Source organism: Polyangium fumosum (assembly GCF_005144585.1).
GTDB lineage: Bacteria > Myxococcota_A > Polyangia > Polyangiales > Polyangiaceae > Polyangium > Polyangium fumosum.
The window spans coordinates 121,548-136,705 of sequence record NZ_SSMQ01000020.1 but is presented as its reverse complement, the minus strand read 5'-3'; the positions used below and the strand labels follow the sequence as shown (position 1 = coordinate 136,705).

Below are 15,158 nucleotides of genomic sequence, written 5' to 3'. Positions count from 1 at the left end.
TCTAGTGAGGATCGAGCGCGCCCCGCAACGCAGCCGGACGCCCGAGAGACACGAAGCTCCCGAGCCACGCCTCCGGCCATGCTGCAATGCGTCGTTCGAGCTCGGCCGTGATTCTCGTCATGAGAACGTCCTCGGCGCAAGAATCCGGACCAAGATCGTCCAGGGGAACGCGGGAGATCTGGACGATCGGAAGCGACGAACCCGAAGCATTCGACCCCGACGTCGCCGGCGCGCACGTGCCCACGACCACCGCGGCTCGACGCGCGAGCGCGATCCGTGCAGGGCCGATCGGGACGAGGACATCGGCGCCGAAGAGGCGTCGGGTGACCGAGGGTACACGCGCGGGGACATCGACGAGAAATCCCACGGCGCGGCCTTTTGCGAGCTCACGCGCGATGGACAGCGCGACGCCGCGCCGGCCTCGGTAGAGCGAACGAACCCCCCGCGGACGACGCAGCCGCTCGTAGAGCTCGGTGAAGCGCGGGTCGTAGCTCTCGCGCGCGACCGTGGCGACCGGAAATCCCTCCTCGACGAGGAGCGCGGCCATGCGCTCCCAGGGCCCGAGGTGCGCCGCGACGAACACCACGCCGCGCCCCTCCGCGAGCGCCTCCGCGAACACCCGACGTGACGCCGGATCGAGCGAGAGCCGCGCGCCCGCGCGCTCGCCCGGTCGCAGGAGATCGAGCGTGTCGGCGAGCATCGCCGCGACGGTCGTGAAGACACTTTGAGCACGAACGTTCGAGGAACCGAGCCCGGCTTCGAGCCTCGCCGCGACGATCCGCCGCGTGCGCGGGAGGACGACGTACGCGACGAACCCGAGCGCGCGACAAACGGCCCCGAGGGCGCGCCGCGGGAGGAACAACGCGAAGGCCAGGAGGGCGCGCACGAGGACGTACACGACGTCGTTCTTCAGGCGTTGCCGCGGGGTCCACGTCCCTCCCTCGCGGACGTCGGCGACGGGCTCTTCGCTCGCCACGCGCGTGCTCAGCGCGCGCCGCCGTCGTCGAGCGCCGAGGAGATCACCTGATCCTGGATCCGCACGGCCTCGTCGAACGCATCCATCGCGGCCTTGCGCGCGCTCTCGCGATCGGCGCCCTCGGGGAGCGACTTCGCGCGCCGCTCCTCGACAAGACCGCGCACCTCGAAGAGATGGCCACGGAAGTACGTCGTCTCCCGCGCCAGCGCGAGCCCTGCGTCGACGTCGCGCAGCGCCGTGTCGAACTCGCCGCGCGCGCTGCGCAGATCGGCGAGGCGCGCGTACGTGTCCGAGAGGACCTCGCTCGCCTCGGGCAGAGGCGTCGCGCCGCCGGGACGCGCGCCGCCCGTGAGGGATTCGAGCGAGGCGATCGCCCGAGCCACGTCGCCCGAGGCCTCCGCGAGATCGGCCTTGTGGTGCGCGGCGCGCGCCTTCGACAGGAACGCGAGCAGCACCGAGTCGACGACCGGCGCGGCGCCAGGCTCGCACGCCGAAGGCTGCGTCGCTGCGCGCTCCGATCGCGCGCAGCTCACGCCGACGGCGCTCATCACCGCGAGCCCGAGCGCCACGATCGTGATCTTCGCCGAGCGGCGCGTCATCGCACACCCCACAAGGCAAAGCGGTTCTGCCGGAGTTCCGTGGCGCGCGCGCCGGCGATGCGATCGACGCGCGCCGACGCGCCGCCGACGCGCGGGAACGGTGTGTCGAAGAGCTCGCCTGCCGAGCGCGAGCGCTGAAGCTCGGGCGCCTCCGCGACCGTGCTCTCCGTCGAAGGACGCAGCGTGAGCGCGAAGCCCGCAGCCGCCGCGGCCGCCATGACGACCGCCGCCGTCACGACCGAAAGCACACGCCCCTTGCGCGGCTGCGCCGACGTACGTCCGAGCGCACGCGCGATGAGCGCCTCGTTCCGGAGCGGCTCGATCGCGCGTGGCTCGTGCGCCGCGACGAGCGCCTCCGCCAGCTCCGCGAGCGGCGCCCTCCGTTCCTCTCCACGAGGCGCGTCGAGCGCATCACGCAGCCGTGCGGCCCCTGCGCGCTCGGAGGCCGTGGGAGGCGCGTCCTCCCCCTCGACGTGCGCCTCGCTCTTGCCGAGCGCGCGCTCGATCAGCGCGTCGTTCAGCGCGTCGTCGAGCGACGCCGGCGCGCTCGCCGATCGCAGCACCACGGCGAGCGGGTGCTCTCCCTTCTCCAGCGACGCGCGGAGCGCCTCGGCCTCCGCGAGCTCCTCGGGTGACGGCGGCGGCTCGTCCTCGAACGCCACGCGCTCGTCTGGATGAACCAGCCTGAGCTTGTGCTCCCTTTTCATCGCGGAGCCTCCCTCGACGCGAGCTTGCCCTCGGCCACGCGAGGCACGTCGATCGCCTTCTTCAGCGCCGCGAGCGCGCGGTGCAGCACCACGTCGAACGTCGAGACCGTCACGCCGAGCGCGCTCGCCACCTCTTCGCGGGATCGCTCCTCGAGCACGCGCAGCCGGATCGCCTCGGCGTACCGCGGATGGATCGATCGCAAGGCCGCCTCGACCCGCGCGCGCGCCTCGGCGAGGTCGCGCTTCTCGCAGAGCTCTGCCTCGCCGTTCGTCTGTGGATCGGCCTCGGCCGCGTCGATCTCGCGCTGCAGATCGTCGGGCTCGTAGAGCGTCTCGCGCTTGCGGGATCGCAGGATGTCGTACGCGATGCGCAGACCCACGACGCGCAGCCACGGGTAGACGCCCGCGTCTTGCCACTGGAACTGATGGAACCGCTCCACGACGCGCGCGTACGTCTCGGCGAGCGCGTCCTGCGCGAGCGCTTCGCGCCCGAGACGCGGCAGCAGCACCGAGCGGTAGAGGATCGGCCCGTAGCGACGCAGGAGCTGCCCGAGCGCCGCGCGATCCCCGGCCCTCGCGCGCTCGCAGAGCTCGCGCTCTGCTTCGAGATCCGTACGCGCAACGGCCACGGACGCCACCATACCTGGACTCGGCCTCGGCCGCACAGCCTGGACCGGCGACGGCTTCTCCGCGCGCGGCGAGGGCACGGGACGACGACCGAGCCCGACCGCGAGCAGAAGCGCCGCCACCGGATCCTGGGCGGGCGGCGCGAGCGGACGGAACGCGAGGGCTAACGCTTGCACGCCCGGAGAACGGCCTTTGCCGCTCGACCTTACGGGCGATCGCCACCACATTGAGCCCCGGCGCGCGGTCCTGCGCTCCATCCTCCGGCCACGAACGGATTTTCTCGCGGGAAAGGCTGGAGTTTCCACCAAGGGAGCGACGACTTGACCGAAGAAGCTCACTCCTCGCGGACGAAGGCGGTGCCCTGCGCGCGCTGCGGCGCGCTGAACGGAGCCGGCTTCGATCGCTGCGTCCGCTGCGGGCAGGCGCTCTCCACCGTCGCTCGTTCCGTCGATCGCCTCGGCGCGCGGCTCGATCCGGACGCGCTCCTCGCCTCGAAGCTCGTGATTGGGCTCACCGTGCTGGTCTTTGCGGCGCAGCTCTGGGTCGCGCTCCGCGTCCGGGGAACCGAGAACGTGCTCGCAGCGCTGCTCTCTGCGGATCCGATCGACGCCCTTCGGTTCGGATCGGTCGCTGGGCCGCTCGTCTTCGCGGAGCCGTGGCGGCTCGTCTCCGCGATCTTCGTGCACTACGGCGCGCTCCACCTGGTCATGAACATGTTCGCGCTCACGTCGCTCGGCCGCGTCGCCGAGCCTGCCGTGGGCCCGGCGCGCTTCGTCCTCACGTACCTGACCGCGGGTGTCTTCGGGTGGGTCGCTTCGATCGCCTACACGATCCTCTTCGACGCCTCGGGTGGAGGCCAGACGGCGGGCGCGAGCGGCGCCGTCTTCGGGATCATGGGGCTCGTGCTGGGGATGCTGTACCGACAGCGAAACCCCCAGTGGAAGCGATTCGCCGTGCAGGCGGTGCTCTACAGCTTGCTGCTTGGCTTCGCCATCAACCAGGCCCGCGTCGGGATCCTGGTCAACAACATCGCCCACCTGGGCGGCCTCATCGTCGGCGTTCTCTTCGGTCTGTATTTTGCCAAACCAGCGCCGAGTTCCGGCCGCAGCGGCAAGTCGGACCTCGGGCTCAACGTCGCCGCGGCGATCGGCCTGCTCACGTGTGTGGCATCCCTCGTCCTGGCCCAACGTTCGCCCACGTGGCGCGAGCTCGAGCAGTACAGGGAGCGTTCGTCGCGGCGCGCGGTTCAAACCGGGGTTGTCGATTTCCAGACGAAGCGGTGATTGCAAATTCGGCCCCGACCGTCTACCGCCTCGTATCGATTTCTTCCCCAGGAGACGCCATGTCGCACAGCTCGCTTCGGCTCGCCCTTCTCGCCTCCGCGGTCGCCCTTGGCGGCTGCACCGTCTACGTCAACAACCGCCCGCCGACGAACCAGCAGCAGCAGCAAGCGCAGCCGGCGCGGCAACCGTCCCGCGGCATCCGCCGCCCGACGAACGCCCAGAAGCCCCCCACCACCACGACGCCGTCGGGCACACAAACCGGGACCACCAAGCCCGTCGTCGAGCCGCCGCGCATCAACGGCCGCATCGCCTTCGGCAACGGCTCGCTCGGCGCCTTCAAGGGTTACGCGTACGTGATCCCCGACACGACGACGAAGCTGCCGGACCTCTCGAAGATGGTCCCCTTCGCGACGCTCCTCACCGACAGCTTCATCGTCCAGCGCCAGGAGTTCTCCGGCGGCTTCCCCGGCGTCCTCGCCCAGGAAGAGTGGTTCGCGATCCGCTACGAGGGCGCCTTCGACGTCCCGCGCGACTCCCCCTACACGTTCAAGCTCCTCTCCGACGACGGCGCCATCCTCTACGTCGACGGCGAGAAGGTCGCCGACAACGACGGCCTGCACGCGCCCCAGGAGGCCTCGGGCACGAAGACCCTCAAGGCCGGCCGCCATCAGCTCCGCCTCGATTACATGCAGGGCAAGAAGGGTACGGTCGCCCTCTCGCTCTCGGTGGGCGAAGGCAGCGCCGCGCCGCGTCCCCTCGTGGGCGTTCGCTAGCTCGCGCGCGCACGCATCTCGCCACGATCCCGACTCTCTCTCCGCCCTTCGTTCGCCCGACCCCTCGCAAGCGCCTTCGATCCTGCGGCTTATTCGACGCGGCGGGTGGCCATGATGCTATCGTCGCCTCGCGTATGGCGTCGGTGAACCCGCTCTCGCGGGAGCTCGTCTTCAAGATCGTCTATTACGGCCCGGGGCTCGGCGGGAAGACGACCACGCTCGAGTACATCCACGCGACGGCCAAGCCCGAGCACCGCGGCAAGCTCGTCTCGCTCGCGACGCCCGTCGACCGCACGCTCTACTTCGACTTCCTGCCGATGCGCCTGCCGCCCATCCGCGGCATGAACGTGCGGCTGCAACTCTTCACCGTCCCCGGGCAGGTCTACTTCAACGCGACCCGCAAGCTCGTGCTCACGGGCGCCGACGGCATCGTTTTCGTGAGCGACTCGCAGATCGCGCGCGCCGACGCGAACCTCGAGAGCTTCGACAACCTGCGCGACAACCTCGCCGATCAAGGCCGGAACGTCGCGGACATGCCCATCGTCTTCCAGCACAACAAGCGCGACCTACCCGACGTGCTCCCCATGGAGGAGCTCGACAGGATGCTGAACCGCTTCCGCGCGCCGTCCCAGCCCGCGTCGGCGAAGACGGGCATGGGCGTGTACGAGACGCTGGAGCGGATCACGCAGGTCGTGCTCGCGGCGTTCGAGTCGCAGATCCCCGAGTCGGTGCGCGCCGCCGCCGCAGAGGCCTACGACCCGGCCGAAGAAGGGCTCGCCGCAGCGCTGCGCGACGCCTCGCGCAGCGATCGTCCGCCCGTGAGCGCCGCGATGGTCAACCGCGTGGCCCCGAGCCGCGCCTGGGGAAGCGTGCCGCCCGACACGGGCATCGAGGAGCCCGACGAGCTGAAGAGCCCCGCGATGCGCCCGCCTCCCCTGCCCGTCACGAGCTTCCCCGAGGCCCAGGAAGAGTCCACGCCGTCGAGCGCGCAGCTCGCGATCGCGCCGCCCGCCGAGGCGCCGATCCTGCCGAAGACAGAGTCCGTGCGGCCCGCGCCGCCCGCATCCGTGCAGGCCCCGCCCACGGCCGGCAGGCCGCGCGCGCCCGAGTCGGTTCGCAGCCGAACACGTAGCTCCGTCTTCCCTCCGCCGAAGCCGTTTGCGCCGCTCGTCCCGCAAGCGCCGCCGCCCCCGCCTTCGGCGCCGGCCACGAACCAAGCATCCGTGAACATCGCGGCGAAGGCCGACGCGGCCGTGCACGTCGAAGCGTCGAGGGGCGCTGGGCTTTCGTTCGCGGAGCTCTGGCCCGACGGCGATCACGCGCTCGTGCACAACGTCGAAGCGGCCATCACGAACGGACGCTACGCCGAGGCGATCGAGCAGTGTGATGGGCTCGTGGCGCGCCAGCTCGCGAGCGCCGCGAGCTTGTTCGGCGCCTCGGATGCGCCGCGTGATCCCGGCGCAGTGCCGCTCTTGCTCGGGCTCGATGGCCGCCGGTACCTGTCCTTCCGCGCGACCGTGCGCGCCGCGCGCGGAGGCGGAAAGATGACCGCGCGCGACGCGCTCGCGGCCTACGCGTTCGCGGTCGACGTGCGGCTCGCGCGAAGCTCGATTCGCTGAGATTCGCGGAGGGATCTGCTTACAGGCGGTCCGGAGCGGGGACGACCGAGTAGCGGCGCATGGACACGTTCATGAGCAGCGCGACGCACATGAGCATCGTGGTCACGCTGGAGCCACCGTAGGAGAAGAGCGGCAAGGTCACGCCGACGACGGGGAGGATGCCGCAGACCATCCCTGCATTGATGAACGCATGCCAGAAGAGGATCGCTCCGCAACCGACGCCGAGCACGGCGCCGAAGCGATCCTTCGCGAGCGAGGCGATGCGGATCGACCACAAGCAGAGGAACCCGTAGAGCAAGACGAGCAGCACGCTGCCGGCGAAGCCCCACTCTTCCGCGAACACCGGGAACGGGAAGTCCGAGAACTGGTCGGGCAGGAAGTTGAACTGGTTCTGCGTGCCCTTCATGTACCCGTTGCCGAAGAGCCCGCCGTTGCCGATGGCCACGCGCGAGTGATGCGCGTGCCAGCCGGTTTTGAGGATGTCGTCCTCGGGCCGCAGAAAGACGGTCACGCGCGCCTTCTGGTAGTCGAGCAGGACGTAGTTCCAGATGATGGGCGCCGCGGCTGCGACCGTCACGATGAAGGTGAGCACGCTCTTCCACCGGACCCGCGTGAGCGCGGCGATCATGAGGAAGACGAGGACGTGGATCGACGCGGTGCCGAGATCCGGCTGCTTCAGGATGAGCAACGCGGGCACGCCCGTGAGCAGCGCGGGGACGAGGAGGTCCTTCAACGTGCGCCCCTCGCTGCGTGGATCGTCGTGAAGGAACTTCGCCAGCGCGATGACGAGGAAGACCTTCATGAACTCGCTCGGCTGGAAGCGGAAGGACCCGAACTCGATCCAGCGCTTGGAGCCGCGCAGGTCCTTCGCGAAGACGAAGACCAGGATGAGCGAGAAGACGCCGAAGGTGTAAATGGCGTAGCCGAGGCGCTCGAGGTGGCGATAGTCGATGGCGACGAGGATCCCGCCGAGGATCCCGCCGAGCACGAGCCAATAGATCTGGCTGATGTAGAGCTCGGCGCGCACGCCCTGGTAGACGCTCGTCGCGCTGTAGAGGTTGACCACGCCGAGCACGGCGATGAGCGCTGCAGCGATGAAGAGCGGCCAGTCGAAGTGATCCCTCGCCCGCGGCGAGACGTCGCCGCGAATCAAGGCGAACCTCCACGATCGGGCTTCGGTTGTGTGCGCGTACTACCGCCGTTGTTCCCGCCGGCGCGCGGGGCGCGCTCGCGCGAGAGCTCGTTGTAGGCGCGGACGACATCGAAGGCGACAGGGGCCGCGTGCTTGCCGCCTGCGCCGCCGTGCTCGACGAGGACCACGACCGCGACCTCGGGCGCGCGGGAGGGCGAGTAGCCCGCGAACCACGCGTGCTCGCGGTTGAAGTACCACACGCGCTCGGCCTCGGCGCCGCGCGCGAGCTTGTGCGAGACCTGCGCGGTGCCCGTCTTGCCCGCCATGTCGACGCCGAGCACGCGTGCCTTGAAGGCGGTGCCCGCCTCGGAGTTCACGCCCGCGTAGAGCGCCTTCTGCACGAGCGACAGGTTCTCGGGACTCACGTCGATTTGCCGCCGCACACGCGGCGCGAACTCCTGCACCACCGTGCCCGCGCTCGTCTCGACCGCGCGCACGATCTGCGGCTGGTAGAGCGTGCCGCCGTTGGCGAGCGCCGCGTACGCGAGCGCGAGCTGGAGGACGGTCACCGTCGTCGCGCCCTGCCCGATCGCCGCGTTGAGGCCAAAGCCGAGCCGGAACTGGCCCTTGTTGCGCAGGGTCATCCAGGCGCGCGTCGGCATACGCCCCGCCGCCTCCGCGTTCACGCCGAGGCCCGTCCTCGCGCCGAGGCCGAAGCGCTGCCCCATCTCGGCGATGACATCCATGCCGACGCCGAGCTCGGCCGCGAGGCGGTAGAAGTAGACGTTGCACGACTCCGCGATCGCCTGGTGCAGATCCACCGGCCCGTGGACGTGCGTGCACCGGAACGTGCGCTTGCCGAAGGTGAGCGCGCCGCGACAATTCGACGCCTGGCGATGATCGATGAGCCCCTTCTCCAGCGCCGCGAGCGCCGTGAACGGCTTGAAGGTCGAGCCCGGCGGATACGCGCCCGAGATCGTCTTGTCGAGCGCGGGCTTGAGCGGATCCGAGTAGAGCCTGCGGAACGCGTCGCGGATGACCTGCTTGCCCGAGCCGCCCGAGAGGGCGTTCGGGTCGTAGCTCGGTTTTGAGTAGAGGCCGATGATGCGGCCCGTGCGCACGTCGATCAGCGCGACACCGCCCGCGAGCTCGGGGCGCATCGCCTTCTCGATCGCGCGCTGGATGTCGGCGTCGAGCGTGAGCCGCAGATCGCGGCCCGGGATCGGATCGACGCGCCGCGGATCCTCGATGATCCCCTCGCCGCCCGGCCTTCGCCGCCCCCTCGCGTCGACGAGCACCTTCTCCCAGCCACGCGTGCCGCGCAGGTAGCTCTCCCACGCGCGCTCGATGCCCGTCGCGCCGACACGATCGCCCTCGACGTAGCCCGCGCTGCGGAGCTGGTTCAGCTTCTCCGCGTCGACCTCGACCATGTAGCCGAGCGCGTGCGCGCCGACCTCTTCGTACGGGTAATAGCGGACCGGTACGGGCACGACGTCGACCGCGGGGAGCTCCGCGTCGTGCGTGCGCAGCGTGGCCACGGCGTCGCGCGAGATGTCTTCCTTCAGCAGGATCTGCTGGCTCTTCCGGGGCCCGTCGCTCGCGCGGAGCGTGGTGAGCAGCGCCTCGAGCCGCGCGCGCTCGTCCACGCCGACGCCGAGGTACTCGACGAGCTTCGGCCAGACGACTTGCATGTCGATCCGCTCGGGGACGACGTAGAGGTTGTACGAGGGTCGGCTCCGCGCGAGGATCTTGCCGTTCCGATCGCGGATGAGGCCACGCGTCGTCGCGAGCGTGGCGCGACGGACGATGTTCTCGCGGGCGATCGCCTTGTTCTCGTCGCCTTCGATGATCTGGAGCAGGAACAGGCGCCCGATGAGGATGAGCTGGAGCACCACCATCGTGAGCGCGATCCAGCGGAAGCGACGCCTGAACTCGCTGACGTCGGAGCGCTGAACGACGAGGCTCATCGCTGACCTCCTTCCCCGGGTCTCGGCACGTTGATGGTCGCCTGGTGCACGCGCTCGGCGAGGCTGAAGACGAACGGCGCGAAGATCGCCGTGCCGATCGCGTGCGGCGCGACGAGCGTCGCCAGCGCGCGCGGCCTCGCTGTGTCGGTCCCGAAGATCGCCGTGAGCACGACGATGAGCACGCCTTCGAGCAGCGCGAACGCGAAGGCGAGCGCGACCTTGGTCAGCAACGTCTGCGCGGCGAGGCGCACGCCCGCGGCGCGCGCGACGACGAACGTGGCGACCGTGATGAAGGTGAACAGGCCGATGGGCGCGGCCGAGAACAGATCGAGCAGGTAGCCGAGCAAAAACGCGAGCGCCGCGCCGCGCGCGATCGAGTACTCGTGCACGCCCATGAACACCACGAGCGGCAGGAGCAGGCTCGGCGTGATCCCCGCGATCTGCAGCCGCCCGATCAGCCGGTAGAGGTTCGACTGGATGACGAGAAGGGCGATGCCGACAGCGAGAAATGCGGTGTTTCGCATCGTCCTCTCCTCCCCTCCGACCTTACCGCCGTGGCGTGGAAGAGCCAGCCGCGCCCGCCGCGGGCGTCTGGGGCTGGGCCTCCTCCGGAGGCGCGGAGGTCACGATGAGCACCTCTTCGAGCCGCGAAAAATCCACGGCCGGCGTCGCGTACACCTGCTGGTAGATGCCGAAGTCCCGCTTCACGACCTGCGTCACCTTGCCGACGGGAATGCCCTTCGGATACCGCTTCCCGACGCCGCTCGTGACGAGCAGATCGCCGACCTCCACCTCGTCGGTGCGCTGCACGTACTCCACGCTGCAGAGGTACTTCGCCTCGTCGCCCGTCCCGCGGACGAACCCACGCGCGCCCGTCCGCTGCACGACGACGTCGACGCCGCTGCCCGCGTCGACGATGAGCCGCACGTCGATCGTGTCGCCCGAGACCTTGAGCGTCGTGCCCACGACGCCGTCGGGCGAGATCACGGGCTGGCTCGGCCGGACGTCGTTCGACTCGCTGTCGAGCGTGACGCGCGCGACGCGGAAGAACTCGTTCGTGTTCTTGCCCGTGACCACCGCGCTCACGACGTCGGTGCGGACGCTCGTGCGCAGATCGAGCAGGCGCCGGAGCTTCCGGTTCTCCTCTTCGAGCGACTCGAGCTTGCGCACGCGCTCGCGGAGGCGCGCGTTCTGCGAGGCGATGCGCGCGTTGTCCTCCTTGACGTCGACCAGGTAGATGTAGTCGCCCCAGATGTTCGAGAGCCCGCGCGCGAGCGTCGCCGCGGCGTACTGGAGGGGCGTGGCGATCCGGACGATCACCTTGTCGGCGCCCGTGACCTTCCCGGGATCACGCATGCTCGCCCGGAGGAACCAGAACGGCACCGCCAGGGCGAGCAGGACGATGGCCAGGTCGCGGTATCGCTTGAAATTCATGCGTCGAGCGGCGCGGCCGCCGGGAAAGCGGCTCGGGTCACGCGAGGGAGGTCCCCGCTCTTCCCTCGATGCCACGAGAGACGCGCGGACGCTACCTGCACACGCGCTCCGGTCAGCTGATCGTGACTTCTTTCAGCAGCTCGAGATGATCGAGCGCTTTTCCGCTGCCCAGCACGACGGCGCTGATCGGATCGTCACAGACCATCACCGGCAGGCCCGTCTCTTCGCGGAGCAGCACGTCGAGATTTTTCAGGAGGGACCCGCCGCCGGTGAGGACGATCCCCTTGTCGACGATGTCCGCCGCGAGCTCGGGAGGCGTGCGCTCCAGCGCGACGAGCACGGCGTCGACGATCGCGTTCGTTGGTTCTGCAAGGGATTCGCGGATCTCGTCGGAGTTGACGACGACGGTCTTCGGGATGCCTGCGACCATGTCGCGCCCCTTGACCTCCATCGTGAGCTGCTGCTCGAGCGGGTACGCGTTGCCGATCGTGATCTTGATCCGCTCAGCCGTCTGCTCGCCGATGGCCATGTTGTACTTGCGCTTCATGTACGCCATGATGGACTCGTCCATCTTGTCGCCGCCGACGCGCACGCTCTGCGAGTAGACGATGCCGGCGAGGGAGATGACCGCGACCTCCGTCGTGCCGCCGCCGATGTCGACCACCATGTTGCCCGAGGGCTCGGTGATCGGGAGGCCCGCGCCGATGGCCGCCGCCATGGGCTCCTCGATGAGGTACACCTCGCGCGCGCCTGCGCCCTCCGCGCTCTCTTTCACCGCGCGTTTCTCGACCTCGGTGATGCCGAAGGGCACGCAGATGATGATGCGCGGCTTGACGAGCGTGCGGCGGTTGTGCGCGCGGGCGATGAAGTACCGCAGCATCGCCTCGGTGATCTCGAAGTCGGCGATGACGCCGTCGCGCAGCGGCCTCACGGCTTGGATGTTCCCGGGTGTGCGCCCGAGCATCTCCTTCGCCTCACGGCCGACCGCGAGCACCTTCTTGCCGCCGCGGTTGTCGCGCTGCACGGCCACCACGGAAGGCTCGCAAGAGACGATGCCCTTGCCCTTCACGTAGATGAGCGTCGTGGCGGTGCCGAGATCGATCGCGAGATCGTTCGAGAACAGGCCGTAGAGCCAGTCGAAGATCATCGCATCGCCCTTGAAGCTTGAGGTCCGGTCCGCCCGAGACGTGCATTCATGCCGCACGGGCAGGCGGCGGTCCTATCATCCATGGTGGGTGGTCGCAACGAGAGCACCTGCTCAGGTCGGGCACACCCGTTCAGCAACAAGCACGGGTGAACCCATGGCCATGCCATGGATCCACCCGTCAATCACGTTCGCACATGTACAGGCAGATCCGAGAAGGCGATCAGCCCTTCGAGATCTTGCCTTCCTTGTGCTCGTAGTGCTTGCGGCACACCGGACAGAACTTCTTGATGACGAACTTGTCGGACATCGTCCGCTTGTTCTTCGTCGTGTGGTAGTTCGCCCGGCTGCAGTTGCCGCACGTCAGCTTGATGATGTCGCGCATGGCTCTCTCCTGAAACTCACCGGTTTCGCGCCGGCACGGTCACGGGCACGCTCGCGTGAGGCGCCACAAAACCCGCCCTCCACAACCCCGCCGCGACGGGGGGGCCCGAAGGAGGGCGGTAACCTACGGAATTTCCCGCCGCTGTCAACGTCGGCGAGCACGACCTTGGGCAAAGATCGCATAACGAGTCGTGACGGGCGAGCCCGAGCTGACGCTCGGGCGTTCACCGAGCCCGATCACTCGTCGTCTTTTCCGCCGTCCCTCCAGTCGTCGTCGCGGCCCCAGTTCTTGTTGTTGCGACGTCCACCGCCGCCACCCCCAGGGCCGTCCCCGTCGTGGCCACCGCCGCCGCCGCCACGGCGGCGACGATCGTCGAACGTCTTGCGCTGCGGAGGCGGAGGAGGCGCGGGGGCATAGCCGCTCGACCCACCACCACCGCCGCCATAACCGCCGCCGCCACCGCCGCCACCATAACCGCCACCGCCGCCGCCATAACCGCCGCCGCCGCCGGCGTAACCGCCGCCGCCGGGACGCTCCGCGCCAGCCGGACGTTCGCCCTTGGGGTGCGCGAGGTTGACGACGAGACGACGGCCACGCACGTCCACGCCGCGCAGCGCTTCGATCGCGCCCTTCGCCGCCTCGGCGCTTGCCATCGTGACAAAGCCGAAGCCGCGCTTGCGTCCGTCTGCGTCCATCGGCAAGTGCACACGAACGACGGGGCCTCCGCCAGCCGAGGTGATCATCGACTCGACCTCCTCGATGCTTGCGTCGTACGGGAGGTTGCCGACGTAAAGAGTGCGGTCCGGCGCTGCCGCAGCAGGCCCACCGCCGCCCATGCCACCACCTCCACCACCCATGCCGCCGCCCATCGGCCGCGGGCCACCAACGCCGCCTTCACGGCGCGGAGGCTCGGCCTGGAAGGGCCGCACGGAGATCGACTTGCCACCCTGGAACGATCCGTCCAGCGACTCGCGAGCGGCGCTCGCCTCTTCGCTCGTCGCGAGCGTCACGAACCCGAAACCGCGCGGCCGACCCGTCGCGCGATCCTTCGGCAGGCTCACCTCGACGACGTTGCCGCCTGTCGCTTCGAAGAGCCCGCGGAGAACATCTTCGGTAATGGAGTCGGGCAGCCCTGCTACGAACAACTTACGAGAATCTTCAGCCATCGAAAAACCTGCGCACCATCGATCCTAGCGCCTCGCCTCCGAGGCTCGCGCCTTCTTGCTCGCCTCGAACGCTCTCCCCGGGAGGCGCGCCTCGCATCATGGTGGCGAGGACCGAACCTTCTGGGACGAGCTACAGCCCACGATATATGGCCCACTTCCCGCGTCAAGGGAGCCCCTGAAGACCCGTTCGTCGCCGAGCACGTCGATCCCTCCGCGACGGGCCCCTCGAGCCCCTGCCCGACCCGCTGCATCACCCCCTCCCCGCCTCGTCGTTCGCTCGCTGAAATCCGCGTCGCGAAGCGCTCTACGCAGCGAAAAAAACAGGCGAAGGTGCGCTTCGACGCCCGGGCGACCGGGACGGAGGATCCGCTTGCGTCGCCAGACGTAAATCGTGTTACGACCCGTTTCCCGAGGTTCAAAACGCGATGGCGGAGCACTTCAACATCGAGCGCTTGATGGATATGTCCGGCAGGGTCGACCTTTCGGACATTGACTGGTCCGAGGTCCCGAAGCACCCGATGACCCCCGAGGCGATCCGTTGCCTGCGGTATTTCCTGCTGACGGAGAACTCGACGTTTTTTTATGTCAAGGCCCTCATGTCCACGGACGCCGTGTACGAGGAGCCGGAGATCGCGCCTTTCCTCTGCGTCTGGATGTACGAGGAGGAGTTCCACGGACGTGCGTTCCGCAGCTTCATGGAAGCGCTGGGCGAGCCCCTCTCCCCGACGTACCGGCGCGACATGTTCCTGTCGCGTAGCCCCGGCGAGCGGCTCGACGAGTTCGGCCAGAACATGCTCGGGAAGATCTTCCCGGACCACTGGCCTGCCGTGCACATGACCTGGGGCACGATCCAGGAGTTCACGACGTACAGCGCCTACCAGGCGCTCATCGAGCGGATCGATCACCCGATCCTCAACAAGATCTGCCAGCGGATCATGAAGCAGGAGCTGCGGCACTATGCGTTTTACCGCGAGCACGCGAAGCGCCGTCTGCAGCGCGACGCGATGACCCGCAAGGTCGTCTCGACGGCGATCAAGCTCGCCTGGACGCCCGTCGGTGATGGGATGTGCCCCAAGGAAGAGGTCGTCCACGCGATCCGCTTCCTGCTCGACGGCGTCGGCAGCAAGTCGATCGCGCGCATCGAGCAGAAAATCCGCGAGCTGCCCGGGCTCGAGTGGTTCGACATGTTCACGAAGTTCGCCGAGCGCCACGACATCCGGCAAGCGCCCGACGCCTGGTTCCCGCGGAACTTCCGCGCCACGAGCCAGTCGAAGGTCGAAGCCGAGCCCGCGCTCTTCGACGCGGAGTGACGTTCGACAAGTCCACGCGACGCGAGCCACGAGCAA

Annotated in this window: 15 protein-coding genes; 4 read left to right on the top strand and 11 right to left on the bottom strand. The window is 69.0% G+C overall.

The genetic code is table 11. The features are described 5' to 3' along the window. Position 1: 1 nt before the first annotated feature. Genes E8A74_RS20610 through E8A74_RS20600 form a run of 4 tightly spaced genes read right to left on the bottom strand, consistent with a single transcriptional unit; the run spans position 2 to position 3,085 of the window. Positions 2 to 976: a lysophospholipid acyltransferase family protein gene (locus tag E8A74_RS20610; RefSeq protein ID WP_170229250.1), complete on the bottom strand. Its 975-nt coding sequence runs from the start codon at positions 974 to 976 to the stop codon at positions 2 to 4. Positions 977 to 984: 8 nt separating this feature from the next. Then, positions 985 to 1,575 carry a hypothetical protein gene (locus E8A74_RS52480; protein WP_232379675.1) on the bottom strand — a complete coding sequence of 197 codons (591 nt, stop codon included), beginning with the start codon at positions 1,573 to 1,575 and terminating at the stop codon, positions 985 to 987. After that, on the bottom strand, positions 1,572 to 2,282 hold the full coding sequence (locus tag E8A74_RS20605) for a hypothetical protein (RefSeq protein WP_136930744.1): 711 nt from the start codon (positions 2,280 to 2,282) through the stop codon (positions 1,572 to 1,574). The genes E8A74_RS52480 and E8A74_RS20605 overlap by 4 nt, the downstream gene beginning before the upstream one ends. Then, the gene (locus E8A74_RS20600) at positions 2,279 to 3,085 is read right to left on the bottom strand and encodes an RNA polymerase sigma factor (protein WP_232379674.1); all 807 of its coding nucleotides are present in this window, start codon (positions 3,083 to 3,085) and stop codon (positions 2,279 to 2,281) included. Before E8A74_RS20600 ends, E8A74_RS20605 begins: the two co-directional genes overlap by 4 nt. 144 nt (positions 3,086 to 3,229) lie before the next feature. Between E8A74_RS20600 and E8A74_RS20595 the strand changes: the two genes are divergently transcribed. The 3 genes from E8A74_RS20595 to E8A74_RS20585 all read left to right on the top strand — a co-directional run bounded on the left by E8A74_RS20595 (position 3,230) and on the right by E8A74_RS20585 (position 6,584). Further along, on the top strand, positions 3,230 to 4,192 hold the full coding sequence (locus tag E8A74_RS20595) for a rhomboid family intramembrane serine protease (protein WP_136930743.1): 963 nt from the start codon (positions 3,230 to 3,232) through the stop codon (positions 4,190 to 4,192). Positions 4,193 to 4,251: 59 nt separating this feature from the next. Next, positions 4,252 to 4,965, top strand: a complete 714-nt coding sequence (locus E8A74_RS20590; protein ID WP_136930742.1) for a PA14 domain-containing protein — start codon at positions 4,252 to 4,254, stop codon at positions 4,963 to 4,965. A 134-nt stretch (positions 4,966 to 5,099) separates the two neighbouring features. Continuing rightward, a complete protein-coding gene (locus E8A74_RS20585; RefSeq protein ID WP_136930741.1) occupies positions 5,100 to 6,584 on the top strand; it encodes a GTP-binding protein in 1,485 nt (494 codons plus the stop codon). A 19-nt stretch (positions 6,585 to 6,603) separates the two neighbouring features. Here the strand turns inward: E8A74_RS20585 and rodA are convergent, their stop codons facing one another. The 7 genes from rodA to E8A74_RS20550 all read right to left on the bottom strand — a co-directional run bounded on the left by rodA (position 6,604) and on the right by E8A74_RS20550 (position 13,812). Further along, positions 6,604 to 7,737, bottom strand: a complete 1,134-nt coding sequence (gene rodA, locus E8A74_RS20580) for a rod shape-determining protein RodA (RefSeq protein WP_136930740.1) — start codon at positions 7,735 to 7,737, stop codon at positions 6,604 to 6,606. Then, complete coding sequence (gene mrdA / locus E8A74_RS20575; RefSeq protein WP_136930739.1) at positions 7,734 to 9,683, bottom strand: penicillin-binding protein 2; 1,950 nt, start codon at positions 9,681 to 9,683, stop codon at positions 7,734 to 7,736. Before mrdA ends, rodA begins: the two co-directional genes overlap by 4 nt. Then, positions 9,680 to 10,207: a rod shape-determining protein MreD gene (locus tag E8A74_RS20570; protein ID WP_136930738.1), complete on the bottom strand. Its 528-nt coding sequence runs from the start codon at positions 10,205 to 10,207 to the stop codon at positions 9,680 to 9,682. The genes mrdA and E8A74_RS20570 overlap by 4 nt, the downstream gene beginning before the upstream one ends. Before the next feature lie 22 nt (positions 10,208 to 10,229). After that, positions 10,230 to 11,117, bottom strand: coding sequence for a rod shape-determining protein MreC (mreC, locus tag E8A74_RS20565; RefSeq protein ID WP_136930737.1), 888 nt, complete (start codon positions 11,115 to 11,117; stop codon positions 10,230 to 10,232). Positions 11,118 to 11,229: 112 nt separating this feature from the next. Continuing rightward, the gene (locus tag E8A74_RS20560) at positions 11,230 to 12,264 is read right to left on the bottom strand and encodes a rod shape-determining protein (RefSeq protein ID WP_136930736.1); all 1,035 of its coding nucleotides are present in this window, start codon (positions 12,262 to 12,264) and stop codon (positions 11,230 to 11,232) included. 220 nt (positions 12,265 to 12,484) lie between these two features. After that, a complete protein-coding gene (gene rpmG, locus E8A74_RS20555; protein ID WP_136930735.1) occupies positions 12,485 to 12,646 on the bottom strand; it encodes a 50S ribosomal protein L33 in 162 nt (53 codons plus the stop codon). A 236-nt stretch (positions 12,647 to 12,882) separates the two neighbouring features. Then, the gene (locus E8A74_RS20550) at positions 12,883 to 13,812 is read right to left on the bottom strand and encodes an RNA recognition motif domain-containing protein (RefSeq protein WP_136930734.1); all 930 of its coding nucleotides are present in this window, start codon (positions 13,810 to 13,812) and stop codon (positions 12,883 to 12,885) included. Between the two features lie 425 nt (positions 13,813 to 14,237). On the opposite strand from E8A74_RS20550, the gene E8A74_RS20545 reads away from it, so the two are divergent. Next, positions 14,238 to 15,122, top strand: a complete 885-nt coding sequence (locus E8A74_RS20545; RefSeq protein ID WP_136930733.1) for an acyl-ACP desaturase — start codon at positions 14,238 to 14,240, stop codon at positions 15,120 to 15,122. Positions 15,123 to 15,158 lie beyond the last annotated feature (36 nt).